19 protein-coding genes are annotated in these 23,365 nt (G+C 71.7%); 15 read left to right on the top strand and 4 right to left on the bottom strand.

What is annotated here, in order from left to right; genetic code table 11:
* Positions 1-2: 2 nt before the first annotated feature.
* The 4 genes from EDD92_RS11685 to EDD92_RS11670 all read left to right on the top strand — a co-directional run bounded on the left by EDD92_RS11685 (position 3) and on the right by EDD92_RS11670 (position 4,102).
* Entirely contained in the window at positions 3-1,031 is a 1,029-nt protein-coding gene (locus tag EDD92_RS11685; protein WP_123964239.1) for an HAD hydrolase-like protein, read from the top strand.
* Positions 1,032-1,149: 118 nt separating this feature from the next.
* On the top strand, positions 1,150-2,193 hold the full coding sequence (locus EDD92_RS11680) for an iron ABC transporter permease (RefSeq protein WP_123964238.1): 1,044 nt from the start codon (positions 1,150-1,152) through the stop codon (positions 2,191-2,193).
* On the top strand, positions 2,190-3,227 hold the full coding sequence (locus tag EDD92_RS11675) for an iron chelate uptake ABC transporter family permease subunit (RefSeq protein WP_123964237.1): 1,038 nt from the start codon (positions 2,190-2,192) through the stop codon (positions 3,225-3,227). The genes EDD92_RS11680 and EDD92_RS11675 overlap by 4 nt, the downstream gene beginning before the upstream one ends.
* Complete coding sequence (locus tag EDD92_RS11670; protein WP_260326506.1) at positions 3,224-4,102, top strand: ABC transporter ATP-binding protein; 879 nt, start codon at positions 3,224-3,226, stop codon at positions 4,100-4,102. The genes EDD92_RS11675 and EDD92_RS11670 overlap by 4 nt, the downstream gene beginning before the upstream one ends.
* Here EDD92_RS11670 and EDD92_RS11665 read toward each other — a convergent pair.
* On the bottom strand, positions 4,086-4,433 hold the full coding sequence (locus EDD92_RS11665) for an SCP2 sterol-binding domain-containing protein (protein ID WP_123964236.1): 348 nt from the start codon (positions 4,431-4,433) through the stop codon (positions 4,086-4,088). The genes EDD92_RS11670 and EDD92_RS11665 overlap by 17 nt on opposite strands.
* 42 nt (positions 4,434-4,475) lie before the next feature.
* On the opposite strand from EDD92_RS11665, the gene EDD92_RS11660 reads away from it, so the two are divergent.
* From EDD92_RS11660 to EDD92_RS11635, 6 genes are all read left to right on the top strand, one after another.
* On the top strand, positions 4,476-4,772 hold the full coding sequence (locus EDD92_RS11660) for a hypothetical protein (protein WP_123964235.1): 297 nt from the start codon (positions 4,476-4,478) through the stop codon (positions 4,770-4,772).
* Positions 4,773-4,779: 7 nt separating this feature from the next.
* Entirely contained in the window at positions 4,780-5,595 is an 816-nt protein-coding gene (locus tag EDD92_RS11655) for a TlyA family RNA methyltransferase (RefSeq protein WP_123964234.1), read from the top strand.
* Positions 5,592-6,497 carry an NAD kinase gene (locus tag EDD92_RS11650; RefSeq protein WP_099927840.1) on the top strand — a complete coding sequence of 302 codons (906 nt, stop codon included), beginning with the start codon at positions 5,592-5,594 and terminating at the stop codon, positions 6,495-6,497. Before EDD92_RS11655 ends, EDD92_RS11650 begins: the two co-directional genes overlap by 4 nt.
* Before the next feature lie 239 nt (positions 6,498-6,736).
* Positions 6,737-8,455, top strand: coding sequence for a DNA repair protein RecN (gene recN / locus EDD92_RS11645; RefSeq protein ID WP_123970360.1), 1,719 nt, complete (start codon positions 6,737-6,739; stop codon positions 8,453-8,455).
* A 67-nt stretch (positions 8,456-8,522) separates the two neighbouring features.
* On the top strand, positions 8,523-9,335 hold the full coding sequence (locus tag EDD92_RS11640; protein WP_123964233.1) for a hypothetical protein: 813 nt from the start codon (positions 8,523-8,525) through the stop codon (positions 9,333-9,335).
* Between the two features lie 186 nt (positions 9,336-9,521).
* Positions 9,522-10,658, top strand: a complete 1,137-nt coding sequence (locus EDD92_RS11635; RefSeq protein WP_123964232.1) for a glycosyltransferase family 4 protein — start codon at positions 9,522-9,524, stop codon at positions 10,656-10,658.
* A gap of 10 nt (positions 10,659-10,668) precedes the next feature.
* Here the strand turns inward: EDD92_RS11635 and EDD92_RS11630 are convergent, their stop codons facing one another.
* The gene (locus EDD92_RS11630; protein WP_123964231.1) at positions 10,669-12,324 is read right to left on the bottom strand and encodes a PucR family transcriptional regulator; all 1,656 of its coding nucleotides are present in this window, start codon (positions 12,322-12,324) and stop codon (positions 10,669-10,671) included.
* Between the two features lie 393 nt (positions 12,325-12,717).
* On the opposite strand from EDD92_RS11630, the gene EDD92_RS11625 reads away from it, so the two are divergent.
* Entirely contained in the window at positions 12,718-13,461 is a 744-nt protein-coding gene (locus tag EDD92_RS11625) for an LLM class flavin-dependent oxidoreductase (protein ID WP_260326505.1), read from the top strand.
* Here EDD92_RS11625 and EDD92_RS11620 read toward each other — a convergent pair.
* Together EDD92_RS11620 and EDD92_RS11615 are read right to left on the bottom strand one after the other, a co-directional pair.
* A complete protein-coding gene (locus EDD92_RS11620; protein WP_123964230.1) occupies positions 13,410-14,792 on the bottom strand; it encodes an FAD-binding oxidoreductase in 1,383 nt (460 codons plus the stop codon). The genes EDD92_RS11625 and EDD92_RS11620 overlap by 52 nt on opposite strands.
* Positions 14,793-14,858: 66 nt before the next feature.
* A complete protein-coding gene (locus tag EDD92_RS11615; RefSeq protein WP_123970359.1) occupies positions 14,859-16,661 on the bottom strand; it encodes a glycoside hydrolase family 15 protein in 1,803 nt (600 codons plus the stop codon).
* A gap of 508 nt (positions 16,662-17,169) precedes the next feature.
* Here EDD92_RS11615 and EDD92_RS11610 point away from each other — a divergent pair.
* The 4 genes from EDD92_RS11610 (at position 17,170) to ald (ending at position 23,057) form a co-directional block, all read left to right on the top strand.
* On the top strand, positions 17,170-18,837 hold the full coding sequence (locus EDD92_RS11610) for a CTP synthase (protein ID WP_123964229.1): 1,668 nt from the start codon (positions 17,170-17,172) through the stop codon (positions 18,835-18,837).
* 95 nt (positions 18,838-18,932) lie between these two features.
* Positions 18,933-19,559, top strand: a complete 627-nt coding sequence (locus EDD92_RS11605; RefSeq protein ID WP_123964228.1) for an NUDIX hydrolase — start codon at positions 18,933-18,935, stop codon at positions 19,557-19,559.
* A gap of 162 nt (positions 19,560-19,721) precedes the next feature.
* Positions 19,722-21,797 carry a tetratricopeptide repeat protein gene (locus EDD92_RS11600; RefSeq protein ID WP_123964227.1) on the top strand — a complete coding sequence of 692 codons (2,076 nt, stop codon included), beginning with the start codon at positions 19,722-19,724 and terminating at the stop codon, positions 21,795-21,797.
* A 144-nt stretch (positions 21,798-21,941) separates the two neighbouring features.
* On the top strand, positions 21,942-23,057 hold the full coding sequence (ald, locus tag EDD92_RS11595; RefSeq protein ID WP_185124405.1) for an alanine dehydrogenase: 1,116 nt from the start codon (positions 21,942-21,944) through the stop codon (positions 23,055-23,057).
* Positions 23,058-23,365 lie beyond the last annotated feature (308 nt).

Genomic DNA, 23,365 nt, shown 5'->3' with positions numbered 1-23,365 from the left:
GAATGAGCCAGAGCGTCAGGACGAGGCCCGAGGGCAGTGGCCAGGCCCTGAGCGAGGCGTACGACACGGCGCTGCTCGACCTCGACGGTGTGGTGTACGCGGGGGGCAATGCCATTGCGTACGCGGTCGAGTCGCTGGCCACGGCTCGGGCGGGCGGGATGCATCTCGCCTACGTCACCAACAACGCGCTGCGGACGCCGGACACGGTGGCGGACCATCTGACCGAGCTGGGGATACCGACCGGGGCCGATGACGTCATCACCTCCGCGCAGGCGGTCGCACGGCTGATCAGCGAGCAGGTGCCGGCGGGGGCTGGGGTGCTCGTGATCGGTGGGGAGGGGCTGCGGGTCGCGCTGCGGGAGCGGGGGCTCGTGCCCGTCGAGTCGGCGGAGGACGATCCGGCGGCGGTCGTGCAGGGGTACGGCGGGCCCGAGTTGCCCTGGGGGCGGTTCGCCGAGGCCTGTTATGCCATCGCGCGGGGTGTGCCCTGGTATGCGTCCAACACCGACCTGACGATTCCGAGTGCGCGCGGGATCGCACCGGGCAACGGTGCCGCGGTGGAGGTGGTGCGGATAGCGACCGGTGCCGAACCGCAGGTCGCGGGCAAGCCGTTGCCTCCCATGCACCGGGAGACGATCCTGCGGACCGGCGCCGAGCGGCCGTTGGTGGTCGGGGACCGGCTGGACACGGACATCGAGGGCGCGTTCAACGGGGAGGTCGATTCGCTGCTCGTGCTGACCGGCGTCACCGACGCCGCGCAGCTGCTCGCTGCGCCGCCGCAGCACCGCCCGACATACGTCGACGCGGATCTGCGCGGGCTGCTCACGGGACAGCCGGAGGTCGTCGAGGCGGGGGACGGCTTCCGGTGCGGCGGTTGGACGGCGACGGCGGGTGTGGACCGGCTCGAACTGGACGGTGACGGCGAGGCCTTGGACGGACTGCGGGCGTTGTGTGCGGCGGCCTGGACGGCGGCCGGCGAGGGTGTGTGCGCGCTCGATGCGGGGAAGGCGCTGGCGCGGCTGGAGTTGTGAGGCGACGGGCGCGGCGGGTGGCGGACGGGGAACCTGTGAATGGCTCGGCGACCGCGACCGCGACCGCGGTCGCGACCGGGGATCGAGAGGGTGAGCTAGGGTAGGCTAACCTAACTGCGTGTTGGTCGACAGTCCTCCAGAACAGCGCGCGGAGACCGCCCCCGCGCCCCCAACCCGCCGGGCGATACGTGCCTTTGGGCTCGTTGCATCCGTCGCCGTCCTGGTGCTCGTCGCGCTGGGGAGCATCGCCATCGGTGCGAAAGAGCTGTCCCCCGAGCAGGTCTGGCACGGGCTGTTCCAGGACACGGGGACGTACGGCGACGTCGTGGTCGACGAGCGGCTGTCGAGGACCGTGCTCGGGCTGCTCGCCGGCGCGGCACTCGGCCTGTCCGGGGCAGTGCTGCAGGCGCTCACCCGCAATCCGCTGGCCGACCCCGGACTGCTCGGCATCAACGCGGGCGCGTCGGCCGCCGTCGTCACCGCCATGACGTACTTCGGTGTCACGAGCCTGGGCGGCTATGTCTGGTTCGCCTTTTTCGGGGCGGCTGCCGTCGGGGCGCTGGTCTGGTTCCTCGGCGGCAGCCGGGGCGCCACGCCGGTGCGGCTCGCGCTCGCCGGTACCGCCATCAGCGCCGCGCTGTACGGCTATCTGCAGGCCGTGATGATCACGGACGACGCGGCGCTGAACAAGATGCGCTTCTGGACTGTCGGTTCGCTCTCCTCGGCGACCGACTCGACCATCCTGCAGGTGCTGCCGTTCCTCGCGGTCGGCACGGTCCTGGCCCTCCTGCTCGCCCGGCCGCTCAACGCCGTGGCCATGGGCGACGACACCGCCAAGGCCCTGGGCGCCAACCTGAACCGGACCCGGGCGCTGTCCATGCTCGCCGCCGTGGTGCTGTGCGGCGCGGCGACCGCGGCCTGCGGGCCGATCGCCTTCGTCGGGCTGATGGTCCCGCATGTCGTACGGTCCTTCACCGGCCCCGACCTGCGCTGGATCCTGCCGTACGCCACGATCCTGTCGCCCGTGCTGCTGCTCGGTGCCGACGTCATCGGCCGGGTCGTCGCCCGTCCGTCGGAGCTCCAGGTCGGCATCATCACCGCGATCATCGGCGGGCCGGTCTTCATCTTTCTGGTACGACGTCGGAGGACGGCGCAGCTGTGAAGAGCATCCGTGTGCTGAGGACGCCGGGCGGACTTTCCCTGCGCCTGGACGTCCGGGCCGTCACCGTCGTCGCCCTGTTGCTGCTCGCCGCGCTCGCCGCGAGTGTCCTGCTGATCGGCACCGGCGACTTCCCGATCTCGGCCGGCGACGTGCTGAGGACCCTGGCCGGGGGCGGGAACGCCGGGCAGGAGTTCATCGTCAATGAGCTGCGCCTGCCGCGTGTCCTGGTCGGGCTGCTCGTCGGGGCCTCGCTGGGGCTCGGTGGGGCGCTGTTCCAGGCCGTCACCCGCAATCCGCTGGGCAGCCCGGACGTGCTCGGTCTCGGGCAGGGGGCGACGGCCGGGGCGCTCGTGATGATCGTGCTGTTCTCCGGGAGTGCGGCCCAGGTCACCATGGGTGCGCTCGTGGGTGGTCTGGCGACCGGGCTTGCCATCTATCTGCTCTCCTGGAAGCGAGGCGTGCACGGTTATCGACTGGTTCTGGTAGGTATCGGAGTGTCCGCGATCGTCACGGCGGTCAACAGCTATCTGCTCACGGTGTCCGACCTCGTCGACGCCGCCCGGGCCGTCGTCTGGATGACCGGGTCCCTCAGCGGCCGTGACTGGGACCAGGTCTGGCCGCTGCTCGGGCTGTGCGCCGTACTCGTACCGCTGGTCCTCGCCAATGCGCGCGGGCTGAGGATGATGGAGATGGGCGACGACGTCTCGAACGCCCTCGGGGTGCGGGTGGAGCGCGTACGGGCGCTGCTGCTGGTGGCCGCCGTACTGCTCACCGCCACCGCCACGGCCGCCGCGGGGCCCGTCAGCTTCGTGGCGCTCACCGCGCCCCAGCTCGCCCGTCGGCTGACCCGCTCGCCCGGCCCCAACCTGGTGTCGTCCCTGTGCATGGGCGCGGCTCTGCTGGTCAGCGCCGACTGGATCTCGCAGCGGGCCTTCGGCGCCGACCAGCTGCCCGTGGGTGTGGTCACCGGAGTCCTCGGCGGTGTCTATCTGCTGTGGCTGCTGGTCACCGAGCGCAGGGCGGGCCGGATATGAGCGACCCCGCGAAGCCGGACATGAGCGGCTCGAAGAACACGCACACCCGAAGGAGCACCGTGAACCGGCTGTCCGCCGAGAACGTCACCCTCGCCTACGACCAGCGGGTCATCGCCGAGCAGCTCTCGGTGGAGATCCCCGACAACTCGTTCACCGTGATCGTCGGCCCGAACGCGTGCGGCAAGTCCACCCTGCTGCGGGCCCTGTCGCGGATGCTGAAGCCGAGCCGGGGGCGGGTGCTGCTGGACGGGCAGGCCATCCAGTCGATGCCGGCGAAGAAGGTCGCGCGGACGCTGGGCCTGCTGCCGCAGTCGTCGATCGCGCCCGACGGCATCACCGTCGCCGACCTGGTGGGTCGCGGCCGGTACCCGCACCAGGGCATCCTGCGCCAGTGGTCGGCCGAGGACGAGCGGGTCGTACAGGAGTCGATGACACAGACCGGGGTCGCCGGACTCGCCGATCGCCATGTCGACGAATTGTCCGGCGGTCAGCGGCAGCGCGTGTGGATCGCCATGGCGCTCGCCCAGCAGACCCCGCTGCTGCTGCTCGACGAACCGACGACATACCTGGACATCCAGCACCAGATCGACGTCCTTGACCTGTGCGCCCAGCTGCACGAGGAACAGGGCCGCACGCTCGTCGCCGTACTGCACGACCTCAACCACGCCGCCCGGTACGCCACCCACCTCATCGCCCTGCGCGACGGGCAGGTCATCGCCGAGGGTGCGCCCGGCGACATCGTCACGGCCGAACTGGTCGAGGAGGTCTTCGGGTTGCGCTGCCAGGTCATCGACGACCCGGAGACGGGGACGCCGCTGGTGGTGCCCGCGGCGCGGCAGGCACGCGCGCGCGTAGCGGCTACAGAAGCTTCCTGAGCTGGAACAGGTCACGCAGGCCGGCCTCCAGCTTGACCCGGCCCGAGCCCCAGGCCTTGGCGAAGTTCAGCTCGCCATTGACCATCGCCACCAGGTCGTCGCCCTTCAAGGCCAGTCTGATCTGGGCCTTCTCCCGTGGTGGACCCTGGATCGTGTCCTGCACCACGATCCGGCCGCCCGTCATCCTGCCGACGAACGTGACGTCGAGGTCGGTGATCCAGCAGCTCACCGAGCGGTCCAGGGCCGCGGCCGTGCGGACGTCCCCTTCGGCGTTCTGCATGTTGTCCGAGAGCTTCTCGAGTGCGGCGCGGCACTCCTCGATCGTGGCCATCGCGATCGACGGTACCCCAGCGGTTCGGGGTAGCGTCTGGGCATGAGCGACTCTGTGCCCGAGGCCACGTCGGGGGACGAAGCGGTCGAAGTCGAACCCGAGCAGGAACCCGAGTACGACCCCGCCGCCCCCGCGCCGCTGAACGTGCCCCGCACCCCGACAGGCAACGCCGACGTGGACGCCCAGCTGGAGCGCCTCGGTGACGCCGACCACCTCGCCACCGACGGCCACCTCGAGGTGTACGAGGATGTACACCGGGGGCTGCGCGACGCGCTCACCGCGCTCGACGCCCGCCCGGGACCTCCGGCGCCCCCACGGCCGTACGAGCACAGGAGCTGAACCGAACGTGGCAGGAGTCGCACGTCGCCGTCTGGACGCGGAGCTGGTCCGCCGGAAGCTTGCGCGCTCGCGCGAGCATGCCAGCCAGCTGATCGCGGCCGGGCGGGTCACCGTCGGCAAGACCGTCGCGACCAAGCCCGCCACGCAGGTGGAGACCGCGGCGGCGATCGTCGTCACGGCCGACGACAGCGATCCCGAGTACGTCTCCCGGGGCGGGCACAAGCTCGCGGGCGCGCTGCAGGTGTTCGTGCCGCAGGGGCTCGCGGTGGAAGGGCGGCGGGCGCTGGACGCCGGCGCCTCGACCGGCGGTTTCACCGATGTGCTGCTGCGCTCGGGGGCCGCGCACGTCGTCGCCGTCGACGTCGGATACGGACAACTTGCCTGGACTCTTCAGAGCGATGAACGCGTCACCGTCAAGGACCGTACGAACGTACGCGAGTTGACGCTTGAAGAGATCGATGGTGAGCCTGTGGATCTTGTCGTGGGGGATCTGTCCTTCATCCCGCTCGGGCTGGTCCTGCCCGCCCTGGTGCGGTGTGTGAAACCGGACGCCGACCTGGTGATGATGGTCAAGCCGCAGTTCGAGGTGGGGAAGGAACGGCTGGGCAGTGGGGGAGTCGTACGGAGTCCGCAGCTGCGGGCGGAGGCCGTGCGGGGTGTGGCCCACAAGGCGTGGGAACTCGGGCTCGGGGTGAAGGGTGTCACCGCCAGTCCGTTGCCCGGACCATCCGGGAATGTCGAGTACTTTCTGTGGCTGCGGACCGGAGCACCCGAACTGGACCCGGCCGACGTTGACCGTGCAGTGGCGGAGGGGCCGCGTTGACCCAGAACCGAGCTCGTACAGTTTTCCTGCTCGCCCACACCGGGCGGCCCGCGGCCATTCGCAGCGCCGAACTCGTGGTCAAGGGGCTGCTGCGCGAGGGCATCGGCGTGCGCGTCCTGGAGTACGAGGCCGCCGATCTGCCGCTGCCCGAGGAAGTGCAGCTGGTCAAGGAGGCCACCCCGCAGTGTCTCGACGGGTGCGAGCTGCTGATCGTGCTCGGGGGTGACGGGACGCTGCTGCGGGGCGCCGAGTTCGCCCGGGCGTCCGGGGTGCCGATGCTCGGCGTCAATCTGGGGCGGGTCGGATTCCTCGCCGAGGCCGAGCGGGATGATCTCGACAAGGTCGTCGACCGGGTGGTGACGAAGGCGTACGAGGTCGAGGAGCGGATGACCGTCGATGTCGTCGTTCATCAGAACGGCAACATCGTGCACACGGACTGGGCGCTGAACGAGGCGGCGGTGCAGAAGGCCGGCGCCGAGAAGCTCCTGGAAGTCGTGCTGGAGATCGACGGGCGCCCGGTGACCGGGTTCGGGTGTGACGGCATTGTGCTGTCCACTCCGACGGGGTCGACCGCGTATGCGTTCTCGGCAGGTGGGCCTGTGGTGTGGCCCGAGGTCGAGGCGCTGTTGATGGTGCCGATCTCGGCGCATGCGCTGTTTGCGAAGCCGTTGGTCACCTCGCCGGATTCCGTGCTGGCGGTGGAGGTGCTGCCTCATATTCCGCCCGGGGTTTTGTGGTGTGACGGGCGGCGGACTGTGGAGCTGCCGCCGGGGGCCAGGGTTGAGGTGCGGCGGGGGGCCGTGCCGGTGCGGCTGGCTCGGCTGCACCATGCGTCGTTCACCGACCGGCTTGTGGCGAAGTTTGCGTTGCCGGTTTCCGGGTGGCGAGGGGCGCCTCACTAACCGGCTGCGGGGGTGGCCGGGGAGCTTTGGCGGCTGCGGGTTGTCTGTGGTTGCTCGCGCCCACGCGGCGGAGCCGCATATCGATACAGCCCCGCGCTCCTGAAGCCAGAGCCGTGCACTCGCCCGGGTGACAATGTGCCGTCGATGCGGATTCGTCACCTGCACCTTCACACAACCGGGACAGGGGGCGTCGCACTCGGCGCCCCCGACCTCGTAAGGTCGTGTTCGTGTTGGAGGAGATGCGGATACGGTCGCTCGGAGTCATCGACGATGCGGTCGTCGAGCTGTCGCCCGGGTTCACTGCCGTCACCGGTGAGACCGGTGCGGGTAAGACCATGGTGGTCACCAGCCTCGGGTTGTTGCTCGGTGGGCGGGCGGATCCGGCGTTGGTGCGGATCGGGGCCGACAAGGCCGTGGTCGAGGGGCGGATCGCCGTTCCCCCAGGCGCCTCGGCCGTCGTACGCGCCGAGGAGGCCGGGGCCGAGCTCGACGACGGGGCGCTGCTGATCAGCCGTACCGTTTCCGCCGAAGGGCGGTCGCGGGCGCATGTGGGCGGGCGGAGCGTGCCCGTGGGGCTGCTCGCCGACCTTGCCGACGATCTCGTGGCCGTGCACGGGCAGACCGACCAGCAGGGGCTGCTGAAGCTGTCCCGGCAGCGGCAGGCGCTCGACCGGTACGCCGGGGATGCCGTCGCGGGGCCGCTCGCCAAGTACGGCGAGGCGTACCGGCGGCTGCGGGCCGTCTCCGTGGAGCTGGAAGAGATCACCACGCGCGCGCGTGAGCGGGCCCAGGAAGCCGACATGCTGCGGTACGGGCTCGACGAGATCGCGGGTGTGGAGCCGCGGGCCGGGGAGGACGTGGAGCTGGCGGAGGAGGCCGAGCGGCTCGGCCACGCCGAGGCCCTGTCGTCCGCCGCCACGGCCGCTCATGCTGCCCTCGCCGGCAATCCGGAGGATCCCGAGGGCATCGACGCCGCAATGCTCGTGGCGGGGGCCCAGCGGGCGCTGGACGCCGTGCGGTCGCACGATCCGGCGCTGTCCGCGCTCGCCGACCGGATCGGGGAGATCGGGATCCTGCTGGGTGACGTGGCAGGGGAGCTGGCGGGGTACGCCGACGACCTGGACGCGGATCCCCTGCGGCTGGCGGCGGTTGAGGAGCGGCGGGCGGCGCTCACCGGTCTGACCCGGAAGTACGGGGAGGACATCGACTCCGTGCTCGTGTGGGCCGAGCAGAGTGCCGCGCGGCTGACCGAGCTGGACGGCGACGACGAGCGGATCGACGAGCTGACCGCCGAGCGGGACGCGCTCAGGATCGAACTGGGCGGGCTGGCACAGGCGTTGACGGATGCGCGGGCGGAGGCGGCGGAGCGGTTCGCGGCCGCCGTGACCGCGGAGCTCGCCTCGCTCGCGATGCCGCACGCGCGCGTGTCCTTCGACATCCGGCAGACCGAGGACCCGGAGGGCGTGGAGGTCGGCGGACGTGCGGTCGCCTACGGGCCGTCCGGCGTCGACGAGGTCGAGCTGCTGCTGGCCCCGCATCCGGGGGCGCCGCCGCGGCCCATCGCCAAGGGCGCGTCCGGTGGTGAGCTCTCGCGCGTGATGCTCGCCGTTGAGGTCGTCTTCGCGGGGACGGATCCCGTGCCGACGTACCTCTTCGACGAGGTCGACGCCGGTGTCGGCGGCAAGGCGGCGGTCGAGATCGGGCGGCGGCTGGCGAAGCTCGCGAAGAGCGCGCAGGTCGTGGTCGTGACCCACCTTCCGCAGGTGGCGGCCTTCGCCGACCGGCAGTTGCTGGTCGAGAAGACCAACGACGGGTCCGTGACACGGTCCGGCGTGAAGGTGCTCGAGGGCGAGGAGCGGGTGCGGGAGCTGTCCCGGATGCTCGCCGGCCAGGAGGACTCCGAGACCGCTCGGGCCCATGCGGAGGAACTGCTGGCGACTGCCAGGGCCGACGGATAGCGACGAGGGCGGGGCGCTCGCCCTTTGCCCTGAAGGTGCGCTGACAACGGCCTCGTAGGGTGAAGCCATGATCAGTCGTACGAGCAGGAAGGCCGCGTTCGCCTCGGCGGCCGGCGTCACGCGCGCGGGAATGGCCGCCTTGCGGAAGGCGGCACCCGGTGACGCCGACCGGTGGCGGCGGAAGAACTACGCCGGCCGTACGGTCGAGTTGTACGCGGGACCGGCGGCCGCGGCGGGTGTCGCGCTCGCGGCCGGGCGGGTCCGGCCCGCCGCCGGGTTCGCCGTGCTGGCCGCCGGCGCCTGTGGGGCCTACGACGACGTCGCCGGTGCCGGTGACCCCCGGCGCGGGTTCAGGGCGCACCTCACCGCGCTCCAGGACGGCGAAGTCACCAGCGGCGTCGTCAAGTTGTTCGGGATCTCGGCGGCCGGGCTGGCTGCCGGGGCAGTGCTCAAGGAACGGCCGTTCGACAAGCTGCTCGCGGGAGTCGTGATCGCCGGGGCCGCGCACTTCGTCAACCTCGTGGACGTGGCTCCGGGGAGGGCTGCCGGAGCAGTGATCGCGTTCGGGGCGCCGGGACTGCTGCGCCCGGGGCCCGGTGCGGAACTGGCGGCCGCCGCGATGGGCGCCGCCGCGGCCGTCCTGCCCGACGACCTCGGTGAGCGCGCGATGCTCGGCGACACGGGCGCGCACGCCCTGGGTGCGGCCCTGGGGGCGGCCGTGGTCGCGGGCAACGGGCGCACCGGGCTGCTCGCCCATGCTGCGGCCCTGGTGGCTGCTGCGGTGTACGGCGACAGGGTGAGTGGGGCGGCGCGGTCGTCGGGCAGGGGTGTGCGTGTGCTGGGCGCCGGCTCCGGAACCACCGCTTCCTCACCCGTGTGAGTGACTCCTCACCCTGTTCCGGGGCGCTTCCTGTGGTTTCCCGCCACTTCCGCGTTGTCGGAACACCCGTACGTCCTGGCATCCTTGGCGTAGTACGTGGAGGAAACCGCGCGGTACACCCCCTCCGCTGGATCCTTCTGTACTTTCTTCGTGACCGCCCGACGCCGAACCAGGAGCCCCGGCCACGTGAGCCCCGTGAGCAGCCACTCTCCGCACGGCCAGGCGCCGCTGCGCACCGTGCAGGTGCTCGGCGGCGGCAACGCCGGCAGCAGCGCGCATGTGCGTTCGCTGGCGGCGGGGCTTGTCGCGCGGGGCGTGCGGGTCACCGTGTGCGCCCCCGTCGAGGCCGATCGCGCCTACGACTTCACGGGGACCGGCGCCGGACACGTGCACGTGCCGCGCAGCAGCGACCCGGGAGCCGTGACCGCGCTGCGGGAGGCGTGCAAGGACGCCGACCTGGTGCACGCGCATGGGCTGCACGCCTCCTTCCGTGCCGCGCTGGCCCTCAGCGGCCGGCGCACCCCCCTCGTCGTCACCTGGCACAACCGCGCGCAGGCCGAAGGAGCCCGCGCCCATCTGCTGCGCCTCCTGGAGCGGCGGGTCGTGAAGGCCGCCACCGTGGTGCTCGGCACCTCCTCGGACCTCGTGGACCGGGCCCGCCGGACCGGGGCGCGGGACGCGCGGCTGGCCGCCGTGGCGCTGCCCGGGCTGCGCCCGGCCGCGGAGCCGGAGGATCCCGACCGCCAGAGCCCCAAGATCCGGGCCGAACTGGGCGCCACCGGCCGCCCGTTGCTGATGGCCGTCGGCTCCCTCGACCGGCACCGCGGTTACGACACCCTGCTGGACGCCACGCGCGCGTGGCGGCGATTCGACCCCGTGCCGCTCGTCGTGATCGCGGGGGAGGGGCCGCTGCGCGCCGCTCTGCAGCGCCGGATCGAGGACGAAGGGCTGCCCGTCCGGCTCATCGGGCGGCGCGACGACGTGCGGGCGCTGCTCGCCGCCGCCGATCTCGCACTGCTGCCCAGCAGCTGGGAATCGCGTTCCGTGCTCGCCCAGGAGGCGCTCCACGCGCGCGTGCCGCTCGTCGCGACCCATGTCGGCGGCATCCCCGAACTCGTCGGCGACGCGGCCGAACTCGTTCCGTACGGGGACGCGGAGGCCCTCGCCGACGCCGTCACCGGGCTCCTCGGCGACCCGGAGCGCCGTGAGCTGCTCAGGGAGAAGGGCAGCCGGCAGGCCGCCACCTGGCCGACCGAGGACGAGACCGTCGCCCAAGTGCTCAGCGTCTACGACGAGTTGACCCAGCACCGGCCGCTCGCCTGAGGGACTGGCCCTACGGGGTGTGCCGACGGGCTCGCAGGGCCAGGCTCAACGCCAGTACGGTCTGCGGGTCGTCGAGGTCCGTGCCGAGCAACTCGCCGATCCGGGCCAGGCGGTTGTAGAGGGTCTGCCGGTTGAGGTGGAGCTCGCGGGCCGTTTCCGCCTTGCGGCCCGCGTGCGCCAGGTACGTCTCCAGGGTGGGCAGCAGGGGCGGCTTGGAGCGGTTGTCGTGGTCGCGGAGCGGGCCGATGGCACGGTCCACGAAGGCCGCCAGGTCCGGGTGGTCGCGCAGCCGCCACAGGAGCAGGTCGATGTCGAGGCGGCGGGCGTCGTACCAGGGGCGGTCCCTCAGGCCCTGCGCCGCCGTCGCCGTCTCGGCCGCGTGCCTGAGGCCCGCCGACGCCGCCGCCCAGCCGCCCGCGACCCCGACGACCACCACGGGCGGCTGCGCCCCCGGCCGGTGCATCCCGGCCCGCTCCACGCCCGCCCGCAGCGCCGCCGCGACCCGGTCCGCGAGCGCCGACCGTTCCGCCTCCGCACGCAGGCCCAGCAGCAACGGCACCCGGCCCTCGACAGGCCGTACACCCAACAGGACCGGAACCCCCACCGAGGCCAGCTCCTCGGCGACCGCGCGCGCCAGCACCGCCCAGCCCCCGCCCGGCGACAGCGTGTCGCCCAGCCGCATCACCACCGGCAGCAGCGGGCTGTTGCCGGGTTTGAAGCCCAGCACGCGCGCCTGCGCGGGCGCGTCCTCCGCGGCGATACGGCCCTCGGCGAGGTCGGTGAGGAAGTCCCCGCGGCCGCGCGCCGCCAGCTCCTCCTCCTGGCGGGCCTGCATCAGGACGACGGCCAGGATGCCCGCCGCCCGCTCGGCCGCGATGCGGTGCACCGGGGCCAGCGGGGCCCGTACCGGGAGGAGGACCAGGCGGGCCCGTACCGAACCCGTGCCCGGCCCGCCGCCGGGCACGTCCACGAGGACCGACCCGGCCGGCGGCGGGGTGTCCTTGTGGTGGCCGCGCAGCCCTTCCCACACCTGGAGCGGGTCCGCGCCCTCGGGGCCGGCCCCGGCGGCGTACAGCAGCTGCCCGTCCGTCGTCTCCAGGAAGACCGGGTTGCCGCTGAAGTCGGCCAGGATGCCCAGCACCTGGGGCACCCCGCCGCCGCCCAGCAGGGCCTCCGTACAGCGGCGGTGTACCTCTTCGGCACGCTGCAGCAGCGCGTAGTGGCCGTTGACGATCTCGGTGTGGACCTCCTCCGTGACCGCCACGAAGGGCACCTCGCGGTGCAGTTGGACCAGCGGGAGCCCGGCCGCGCGTGCCGTGTCGACGAGCGCGGCGGGCAGCCGCGTGAAGCGCGGGCCGAGCTCCACGACGAGGGCCGCGATACCGCGCTCGGCCAGGGTGCGGACGAACGCCCGCTGCTCGGCCGGCCGGGTACCGAGGCCGTAGCCGGTGGTCAGCAGCAGCTCGCCGCCCTTCAGCAGCGAGGCGATGTGCGGCACCTCGCCCGCGTGCACCCAGCGCACGGTGCGCTGCAGCCGGTCGGCGCCCGCGAGGACCTCCGGCAGCCCGCTGCGCAGACCGGGCAGCTCCAGTGCCCGCTGCACGGTGATCCCGGCCCCGTGCGTGTCGAATCTGCTGCTTGTACCGCTGTCCGTACTGCTGTCCATGAGCCGGACGCTACCCGCGCGGGTGCCTCCGGGACATCTCCGGGCGGGGTTGGGGCCCCGACGGCCGGGTTACTCGGGTTTGCCTCGCGATGTCCGCACCGGTCATGTCGGCCGACCTGCTTTTCTGCTGGGGTCCGGGGGCCCGCGGCGGAGCCGCTGATGTCACAGCCCCGGAATGATGCAGTACCGAACCGGCCGCGCCGACCGCCGGGCCCGTCCCGTTGTCGGTGCGCGACTCGTACACCCGCGCCCGCGGTGCCGCGTGGGTCGCCGCCGCCACCGGACGGGCCGTCGGCGTGGCGCTGGGCACCTCCAGCAGACGGGTCGTCGAGGGCGTACACGGGCGGCCCCGGGCGGGCCCCGCGGCCGTACTGGAGGAGGACGGCAGCGGCGGTGCGGGGGCTGCTCCACGCCCCGCCGGGCGAACCCGTCGTGCCCGGCAGGACCGTCCGGCGCCGTCTTCCGCCGCCCGGCGGCCCGCTCACCGTCGCCGCGTTCGGCGACCGTGCGATCGCCACCGCCGCCGCGCACGCCGACCGCATGCTGCTCGACATCGTCACCCCCGAGCAGGTGCGCGCACTGCGCGCCAAGCTGCTCGCGGCGGACGAGAAGGCGGGCCGTACGCCGCCCACGCTCGCCGCCTGGCTGCCCGCCGCCGTCGACCCGAAGGCGGAGACCCACACTCAGGTCCTGCGGAGTGTGGCCGGGTATCTGACCGTGCCGGGCTACAGCGACGTGTTCACGGCTGCGGGCTTCGGGGAGGCGGTGCAGCCGGCCGCGACCGGCGCCGATCCCGTCACCCCGGTGCGCGCCCTGCCGCCCGCAGAGGCGGGCGCGGTCGCCTGGTCGGCGATCTCGATGCCGTACGCGCCCGCATCGACGCCTATGCCGAGGCCGTCCTGGACGAGATCGCCCTCGTGCCGGCGACGGCCGGTGATCCGGCGGGGGAGCGCACGCGCGGGGCGCTCAGGGCGTGGGGTTGAGCCGGAGCGAGGGCGCGGCCTGGCGCGCGTCCGCCGTCGCACACGCTCCACGCTCGGCTTCGCGTGTCGGGGACTCCCACGACGGCGTTCGGCCCCGGGCCCTCAGGCCGGCCTGATGTTGTGGTTGAAGCGGAAGACGTTGTCCCGGTCGTAGCGCCGCTTCAGCTCGGCCAGCCGCCGGGTGTTCTCGGCACCCATACCGGCGACCACCCGCTCGGGGCCCTCGTCGCCGATGAAGTTGAGATAGACGGCGCCGGTGCTCCACGGCCGGACGTCGTCGCGCACGTCCCGCACCCACTGCAGGCACCGCTCGTCGTCCGCCGGGTCCTGCCAGATGCCGAAGGGGTGCACCGCCCACGGCGCGTCCCGATAGGGCACGGGGTACTCGTGCGGACCGTCCGCGATCGCGCCGCCCTGCGGGAGCAGCACGTACTGGACGCCCGTCGGAACGGGTATCGCCTCGCCGCGGGCGCAGTAGACGTCCACCAGGTCGTCGGGCAGGCCCGTCAGGTAATCCGCGGACCAGTAGTTCCGCAGGCCCGGCGGATCGTCGAGCAGGCACTGCACCTCGGCGTATGGCATGGCGCCGACGACCTCGGCCTCGTGCGGCAGCGCCAGCAGCGGCTCGGCGAGCTTGCGCAGGTCCTCCTCGGGACCCGCGTACGTCAGCAGCGCGCCGCACATCAGACGGCCGACCAGCTGGGGCGGCACGAAATCGGCCGGCGGGCCGGTGACGTACACGGCCATCCCGGACGCCTCGACCGGGGCGGCTGTGATGATCTCGCGGTACGTGCGCACCACCTCGCGGCCGAAGGCCGGCAGGTACATCACGAACGCGACGGAGAACACGGGCAGTTCGTGCAGCTTCAGGGTCAGCGCGGTGACGACGCCGAAGTTGCCGCCTCCACCGTGCAGGCCCCAGAACAGCTCCGGGTTCTCGTCGGCGCTCGCGTGGACCCGCTCGCCGTCGGCGGTGACCAGCTCGACGCCGAGCAGATTGTCGACGGCCAGTCCGCACCAGCGGTCCAGCCAGCCGGTGCCGCCGCCGAGGACGAAGCCGCCGACGCCGGTGGTGGAGGCCCGGCCGCCGGTGGTCGCCAGGCCGTACGGCTCGGTCGCGCGGTCGAGGTCGCTCATGGTGGCGCCGCCCGCGATGCGCACCGCCTCGGCCGCGGGGTCGACGCTGACGGCGCGCATATGGCGCAGGTCCACGACCAGCCCGCCGTCGTTCACCGCCATGCCGGCCACGCTGTGCCCGCCGCCCCGCACGGCGATCTTCAGGTCCAGCTCCCGGCCGAAGCGCACGGCCCGCACGACGTCGGCCTCGTCCACGCACTGTGCGATCACCGCCGGCCGCCGGTCGATCAGCGCGTTGAAGACCGCCCGGGCCTCGTCGTAGCCGACATCCCCCGGGGCGAACACATCGCCGACCAGATCCTCGCGCAGCGCGGCGAGGGCCGCGCCCGCCTTCGATGGGGAAGCCATGGGGCGCCCCCTTCCGTGCAGGGGCTGTTGGCTCCAGCCTAGGCGGGCCCGGCTCGGCGGTCCTGTTCAGCCGCCGTACGCCCCGGATGCCGTCAGGCGCAGCGCCGTGTCGATGAGCGGGACGTGGCTGAACGCCTGCGGGAAGTTGCCGACCTGGCGCTGGCGGCGCGGGTCCCACTCCTCGGCGAGCAGCCCGAGGTCGTTGCGGAGCGCGAGCAGCTTCTCGAACAGCTTGCGGGCCTCATCCACGCGGCCGATCATCGCCAGGTCGTCCGCCATCCAGAACGAACAGGCCAGGAACGCCCCTTCGTCACCGGGCAGGCCGTCGACGCCCTCGCTGGAACCCTCCGTCGGGTAGCGCAGGATGAAGCCGTCCGGCGTGGACAGCTCGCGCTGGATCGCCTCGATGGTGCCGATCACGCGCTTGTCGTCGGGGGGCAGGAAGCCCATCTGCGGGATCAGCAGCAGCGACGCGTCCAGCTCCTTCGAGCCGTACGACTGCGTGAAGGTGTTGCGCTCCTTGTCGTAGCCCTTCTCGCACACGTCCCGGTGGATGTCGTCGCGCAGCTCGCGCCAGCGCTCCAGCGGGCCGTCCGCGTCGCCGGACTCGATGAGCTTGATCGTGCGGTCGACGGCGACCCAGGCCATGACCTTGGAGTGCACGAAGTGGCGGCGCGGGCCGCGCACCTCCCAGATGCCCTCGTCCGGCTCGTCCCAGTGCTGCTCCAGGTAGCGGATCAGCTTGAGCTGGAGCAGGGAGGCGTAGTCGCTGCGGGCCAGGCCGGTCATGTGGCCCAGGTGCAGGGCCTCGGTGACCTCGCCGTACACATCCAGCTGGAGCTGGTGGGCGGCGCCGTTGCCCACCCGAACCGGCGCGGAGTTCTCATAACCCGGCAGCCAGTCCAGCTCCGCCTCGCCGAGCTCGCGCTCGCCCGCGATGCCGTACATGATCTGCAGGTTCTCGGGGTCGCCGGCCACCGCGCGCAGCAGCCACTCGCGCCAGGCGCGGGCTTCCTCGCGGTAACCGGTGCGCAGCAGCGAGGACAGGGTGATCGCTGCGTCGCGCAGCCAGGTGTAGCGGTAGTCCCAGTTGCGGACGCCGCCGATGTCCTCGGGCAGGGAGGTGGTGGGGGCGGCGACGATGCCGCCGGTCGGGGCGTACGTCAGTGCCTTCAGCGTGATCAGGGAGCGGATCACGGCCTCGCGGTACGGGCCGTGGTACGTGCAGTGCTCCACCCACTCCCGCCAGAACTCCTCCGTCGCCTCCAGCGAGGCCTCCGGCTCCGGCAGCGGCGGCGGCTCCTTGTGCGAAGGCTGCCAGGAGATGGTGAAGGCGATGCGGTCACCGGGAGCGACCGTGAAGTCCGAGTACGTGGTCAACGACTTGCCGTAGGTCTCGCACTCGGTGTCGTACCAGACCGAGTCCGGGCCGGCCACGGCGACCGTGCGGCCGTCGTGCTTGTGCACCCACGGCACGACCCGGCCGTACGAGAAACGCATCCGCAGGGCCGAGCGCATCGGGACGCGGCCGGAGACGCCCTCGACGATGCGGATCAGCTGGGGGGCGCCGTCACGAGGGGGCATGAAATCGGTCACTCGGACCGTTCCGCGTGGGGTGTCCCACTCCGATTCCAGGATCAGGGAGTCGCCGCGGTAGGTGCGCCGGGCCGCGGTGGGGGGCTCGGCGTCCGCCGCGTGCGCGGGGCCGAGCCGCCAGAAGCCGTGTTCCTCGGTGCCCAGCAGGCCGGCGAAGATGGCGTGCGAGTCGAAGCGGGGCAGGCACAGCCAGTCCACTGTGCCGTCCCGGCAGACCAAGGCGGCGGTCTGCATGTCTCCGATGAGTGCGTAGTCTTCGATGCGCCCGGCCACGTGCAACTCCAGTCGAACGGCCACGTCACCCCCGCGAAAAGGGGGCTGTCGCTAGTGCGGTCAAGGGGTCGTTGTAATGCGTCGTTGAGCGGTGAAGCAAAGCAGTCGTTCTGGCCGTGTGGCAAAACGACAATTGATACTCAACGAACTGACGAGCTCTCGTTGTTCCGGTCATCACGTGCGGGGGTGGTGACGTGTACCCGGCCGGGCTCGGCAGCGAGTGTCCGAGCAGGATACGACGCACGTAGATGATCTGCGTGCCGCTCCGGGCAACCCGAATAGGCCGAACGGGTGAGCAACGGGTGAGAAACGCGGAGGACCGTGCGGGTCTGTGGTGACTCGTGTGCGGTGCGTGGTCGGAAGCCATCTCCTCCGGGCGCTGATACCCTGGTAGCCCGTGGACCGGTGGGCACGAAACCCCCGAACCGCAGCGACGGCACCCCCGGAAATCTCCGGTCGGCAGCCGCACAGCACCCCAGACCGCGACCACGGGAGCCCCCCTTTGGCCATGCCGCCCGCTGCTTTCCGAAGCAGCACAGCCACGACGACCAAGCACATCTTCGTCACCGGGGGTGTCGCCTCCTCCCTGGGCAAGGGCCTCACCGCCTCCAGCCTGGGCATGCTCCTCAAGGCGCGGGGCCTGCGGGTCGTGATGCAGAAGCTCGACCCGTACCTGAACGTCGATCCGGGCACGATGAACCCCTTCCAGCACGGTGAGGTGTTCGTCACCAACGACGGCGCCGAGACCGATCTGGACATCGGACACTACGAGCGTTTCCTCGACCGTGACTTGGACGGCTCCGCCAATGTCACTACAGGCCAGGTCTACTCGACGGTGATCGCCAAGGAGCGGCGCGGCGAGTACCTGGGCGACACCGTGCAGGTCATCCCGCACATCACCAACGAGATCAAGCACCGCATCCGGCGTATGGCGACCGACGAGGTCGATGTCGTCATCACGGAGGTCGGCGGCACGGTCGGCGACATCGAGTCGCTGCCGTTCCTGGAGACGGTCCGCCAGGTCCGCCACGAGGTCGGCCGTGACAACGTCTTCGTCGTCCACATTTCCCTCCTGCCGTACATCGGCCCGTCGGGAGAGCTGAAGACGAAGCCGACCCAGCACTCGGTTGCGGCCCTGCGCAACATCGGTATCCAGCCGGACGCCATCGTGCTGCGCTGCGACCGCGAGGTCCCCACCGCGATCAAGCGCAAGATCTCGCTGATGTGCGACGTCGACGAGGCCGCCGTGGTCGCCTGCCCCGACGCCCGCTCGATCTACGACATCCCCAAGACCGTGCACGGCGAGGGCCTGGACGCCTATGTCGTCCGCAAGCTGGACCTGCCGTTCCGTGATGTGGACTGGCGGACCTGGGACGACCTGCTCGACCGCGTCCACAACCCCGACCACGAGATCACCCTCGCGCTGGTCGGCAAGTACATCGACCTGCCCGACGCCTACCTCTCGGTCACCGAGGCGCTGCGCGCGGGCGGCTTCGCCAACAAGGCCCGCGTCAAGATCAAGTGGGTCACGTCCGACGACTGCAAGACCCCGGCCGGCGCCAAGGCGCAGCTGGAGGACGTCGACGGCATCTGCATCCCGGGCGGCTTCGGCGACCGCGGTGTGCTCGGCAAGGTCGGCGCGATCAAGTACGCCCGCGAGCACAAGATCCCGCTGCTCGGCCTCTGTCTGGGCCTGCAGTGCATCGTGATCGAGGCCGCGCGCAACCTGGCCGGCATCACCGACGCCAACTCCACCGAGTTCGACTCCGCCACCGGCCACCCGGTCATCTCCACCATGGCCGAGCAGCTCGACATCGTCGCCGGCGAGGGCGACATGGGCGGCACGATGCGGCTGGGCATGTACCCGGCCAAGCTGGCCGAGGGCTCGATCGTGCGCGAGGTCTACGACGGCAAGGAGTACGTCGAGGAGCGCCACCGGCACCGCTACGAGGTGAACAACGCCTACCGCGCGGAGCTGGAGAAGAAGGCCGGCATCCTGTTCTCCGGCACTTCGCCCGACGGCAAGCTCGTCGAGTACGTGGAGTACCCGCGCGAGACGCACCCTTACCTGGTGGCGACCCAGGCGCACCCCGAGCTGCGCTCCCGCCCGACCCGGCCGCACCCGCTGTTCGCGGGTCTGGTGAAGGCATCGGTCGAGCGGAAGAATTCCAAGTAACACACCAGTTGTACGGTGGCCGGGGCGCTCGCATTCAAAAGGTGAGCGCCCCGTTTCAATCGGCGTGTGTGGCACAGCGTGCGGAAGGACAGGGCATGACGATCAAGGACACTCCCGAGGAGTGGGAGATCCGGGCGACGGAGACCCCCTTCGTGGGCAACAAGACCTCCGTGCGCACGGACGACGTGGTCATGCCCGACGGACATGTGGCCCGCCGCGACTACCAGGTCCACCCCGGCTCGGTCGCCGTCGTCGCCCTCGACGACGAGGGCCGGATCCTGGTCATCCGCCAGTACCGCCACCCCGTGCGCCACAAGCTGTGGGAGATCCCGGCCGGCCTGCTCGACGTGCCCGGCGAGAACCCGCTGCATGCCGCCCAGCGCGAGCTGTACGAGGAGGCGCACGTCAAGGCCGAGGACTGGCGTGTGCTGACGGACGTCTACACCACCCCCGGCGGCTGCGACGAGGCCGTACGCATCTTCCTCGCCCGTGACCTGTCCGAGGCCGAGGGCGACCGCTTCGAGGTCGAGCACGAAGAGGCCGACATGGAACTCGAGCGGGTGCCCGTCGAGGAGCTCGTACGCGGCGTCCTCGCGGGCGAGCTGCACAACAACTGCCTTGTCGTGGGCGTCCTTTCGCTGATCGCCGCACAGCAGGGGGACGGGCTCGACGCACTGCGCCCCGCCGAGGCGCCGTGGCCCGCGCGTCCCTTCGAGTCCTGAACGCAGCCCTTACCGCACCGGTGTGACGATCGGCTGATCCGATCGGGGGACGTGCCCGCCGCGCTCCGCCAGGATCGTTGCAGAGCGTGAACTAGGCTCTGTTGATGCCCGGTACCGGAGTCCCGGCGGGCTTGCGCGTGCGGTGGGACGGGAGTGTGGCCCGTGACGGATCAGACGGTCAACACAGACGGTGTACGGCTGTCGGGGCACGCTGCTGACGAAAAGAGCCGGTTCCTGGGCCGTACAAGGGAGTTGAAGGAACTCCGCGCCGACATCGAGCGTGCGGGCCTGGACACCCTCTCCGGCCGCAAGGCCCCACGCGCGCGCGTGCTGCTCATCGCGGGCAGGCCCGGTTCCGGACGCACGGCCCTCGCCGAGGAACTGGTGCGGCAGGTTGCGGACCGTTACGACGACGGGGTGCTCCGGGCGCGGCTGAGCGAGCCCGACGGCACGCCCGTCCCCCTCGGGCACACCGCCCGCGAACTGCTCGCCGCGCTGAAGCTGCCCACCCCCGCCGGGGCCGCCGCGGACGACCTGGCCGAGGCGCTGCGCACCGCCCTCGCCGACCGCCGGGCCCTGGTGCTGCTCGACGACGCGGCGGACGCCGAGCAGGTCGACGCCCTGCTGCCGGACACGCCGGACTGCCTGGTGGTGGCCGTTTCGAGCGGTCCCCTCACCGGTATCTCCGACGTCCGCCCCTGCACCCTCGGCGGCCTCGACACCAAGTCCGCCCTGGAACTGCTCACCCGGCACACCGGATCGGTCCGCATCACCGTCGACCCCCGTGCCGCCGAGGGCCTGGTCGAGGAGTGCCAGGGCCACCCCGCCGCGCTGACGCTGGCGGGCGGCTGGCTCGCCGCCCGCCCCAAGGCGGCCGTCGCCGATCTGGCCAAGCATCTGCACACGGAGGGTGAGGGCACCCCCCTCAGCCGGGTCTTCGGGCTCGTGTACACGTCACTGCCCGCGCCGTCCGCCCGGATGCTGCGACTGCTCGCCCTCGCCCCGGCCGGCCTGGTCGACCCGCACACCGCGGCCTCGCTCGCCGGCTGCTCGGTCGGCGACGCCCACGCCGCGCTGGACGAGTTCGTCGCCCTCGGCCTGCTGCGGGCCGCGGACTCGCCGTTGCCGCAGTACGAGGTGCCGGGCTGTCTGCACCCCCTGCTGAAGGCGCTCGCCCAGAGCCAGGACCGCCCCGGCGAGCTGCAGCTGGCCCGCGCCCGCATGCTGGAGCGGACGGTACGGCTGCTGCAGTCGTGCCGGGTGATCACCGAGACGGACAGCCCCGAGGCGCGCGAGAAGCTCCAGGGCATGCCGCGCGCCGTGCGCTTCCCGAGCCCCCGGGCCGCCGAGGAGTGGCTGCGCCTGCGCAGGCCCGCACTGCTGGCCGCGGCCCGGCTGGCCGTCGCGGACGGGGAGCTGGACACCCTCGCCCGCCGTCTGATGTCCCAGCTGGTCAAGGCCATGGTCGCGCACTTCGGCACCCGGGCCGCCGCCCCCGACCTGTACGGCATCCACCGGCTCGTCCTGGACGTGGCCGAGCGGCGGGATCTGCCCCGCGAGAAGGCCGCCGCACTGCTGAACCTCGGCGACCTGGACGCCCAGACCGGCCGCACGACGGAGGCGCTGGCGCGCTATCGGGCCGCGCTCGATGCCGGACGCGAGGCAAATGACCCGTACGCGAGCGGCCGCGCAATGGAATCCGTAGGCGGTGCGCATCTGGAGCTCGGGGACTACGACCGGGCCGCCGACTGGTTCGGCCGTGCTCTCGCCGAGTGCCTGGCCCGGGACGAGCGTGCGGCCGCCGCCCGGCTCTACGGCCGTATCGCCGCGGCCCACACCTATGCGGGCCGCTACGGCGAGGCCCAGCGCGGCTGGCGCACGGCGATCGCCCGGCACCGCAAGAACGGCGACATCGCCTCCCATGCACGGGCGTTGAGCGAACTCGCGCGCGTCCAGGAGTACGCGGGACGGCCCGAGGAGTCGCTGCGCACCTGCCACGAGGCGGTGGAGTGGGCCCGGCGCGCCGAGGACGTACGGCTGCAGGCGGCGCTGCAGCTGCGCCTCGCCGACACGCTGGAACGCCTGGGCGATCCCGCCTCCGCTCAGCTGCACCGGGGCACGGCCGAGCGGCTGCTGGGGGAGGAGCGCGAGGAGGGTGAGCCGGAGCCGAGATCCCTTGATCCCTTGGCGCAGGACGCTGATACCTGCGAAATCCGTAGTGCTTCCGACGAAGATTGATGCAATGAAAGGCTAGACAGAGAGAACGCCTTCATTAGACTGGCTCTGCCGCACCTTCTCCTGCGGTGTCTCCCGGTGTGCTCATGCATGCCTGGGTATGTGTTGTATTGCCCCACATCCACTGAGCCAAGGACCGTGATCGACGTGAAGGTCGGCATCCCCCGCGAGGTCAAGAACAACGAGTTCCGGGTGGCCATCACCCCCGCCGGTGTGCACGAGCTCGTGCGCCACGGCCACCAGGTCGTCATCGAGCACGGCGCCGGTGTCGGATCGTCGATCCCGGACAGCGAGTACGTCGCCGCCGGAGCGCAGATCCTGCCGACCGCCGACGAGGTGTGGGCCGCCGCCGACCTGCTGCTGAAGGTCAAGGAGCCCATCGCCGAGGAGTACCACCGGCTGCGCAAGGACCAGACGCTCTTCACGTACCTGCACCTGGCCGCCTCCAAGGAGTGCACCGACGCGCTCATCGAGTCCGGCACCACGGCGATCGCCTACGAGACCGTCGAGCTCCCGGGCCGCGCGCTGCCGCTGCTCGCGCCCATGTCCGAGGTCGCGGGCCGCCTCGCCCCGCAGGTCGGCGCCTACCACCTGATGCGCTCGGCCGGCGGCCGTGGCGTGCTGCCCGGCGGCGTCCCCGGCACCCAGCCCGCGAAGGCCGTCGTCATCGGCGGTGGCGTCTCCGGCTGGAACGCGACGCAGATCGCGGTCGGCCTGGGCTTCCACGTCACGCTGCTCGACCGCGACATCAACAAGCTGCGCGAGGCGGACAAGGTCTTCGGCACCAAGGTCCGGGCGATCATGTCCAACTCCTTCGAGCTGGAGAAGGCCGTCCTGGACGCCGACCTCGTCGTCGGCGCGGTCCTCATCCCCGGCGCCAAGGCCCCGAAGCTGGTCACCAACGAGCTCGTGTCGCGCATGAAGCCCGGCAGTGTCCTTGTCGACATCGCGATCGACCAGGGCGGCTGCTTCGAGGACTCCCGTCCCACCACGCACGCCGAGCCGACCTTCAAGGTCCACGACTCGGTCTTCTACTGCGTCGCCAACATGCCGGGCGCGGTGCCCAACACCTCCACCTACGCGCTCACCAACGCGACGCTGCCCTACATCGTCGAACTCGCCAACCACGGCTGGGTGGAGGCGCTGCGCCGCGATCCCGCGCTCGCCAAGGGTCTCAACACCCATGACGGCAAGGTCGTTTACCGCGAGGTCGCAGAGGCGCACGGTCTGGAGCACGTGGAGCTCGAGAGCCTGCTCGGCTGAGCCTCGGCCGAGCGGGGGAGTCGTCGAGCCGCTAAGTCACCATTCGGTAAAAGGCGATACGTCAACACAGGTCGTCAACAGCACACATCCGGCCGGACCTTGCCCGACGAGGTCCGGCCGGATGTGTGTATGGTCACTTTGCGGCTCTAGGTCAACTCGCCTCGAACGTAACCCTTCGACCGATTCGCACACCCGCGAAACCTGCCGTGCGACGGCCGTACGCCCTTGACAGAGGGATGTTTCATTGCCGACACATCCTGCCGGGTCCGGCGGATTGTGTTGCTGCGGACGCCCGACACGCCATAGAG

It is taken from the genome of Streptomyces sp. TLI_185 (assembly GCF_003814765.1).
Lineage (GTDB): Bacteria > Actinomycetota > Actinomycetes > Streptomycetales > Streptomycetaceae > Streptomyces.
The sequence above is the reverse complement of the archived record's forward strand: the minus strand, read 5'-3'. Positions and strand labels throughout refer to the sequence as shown.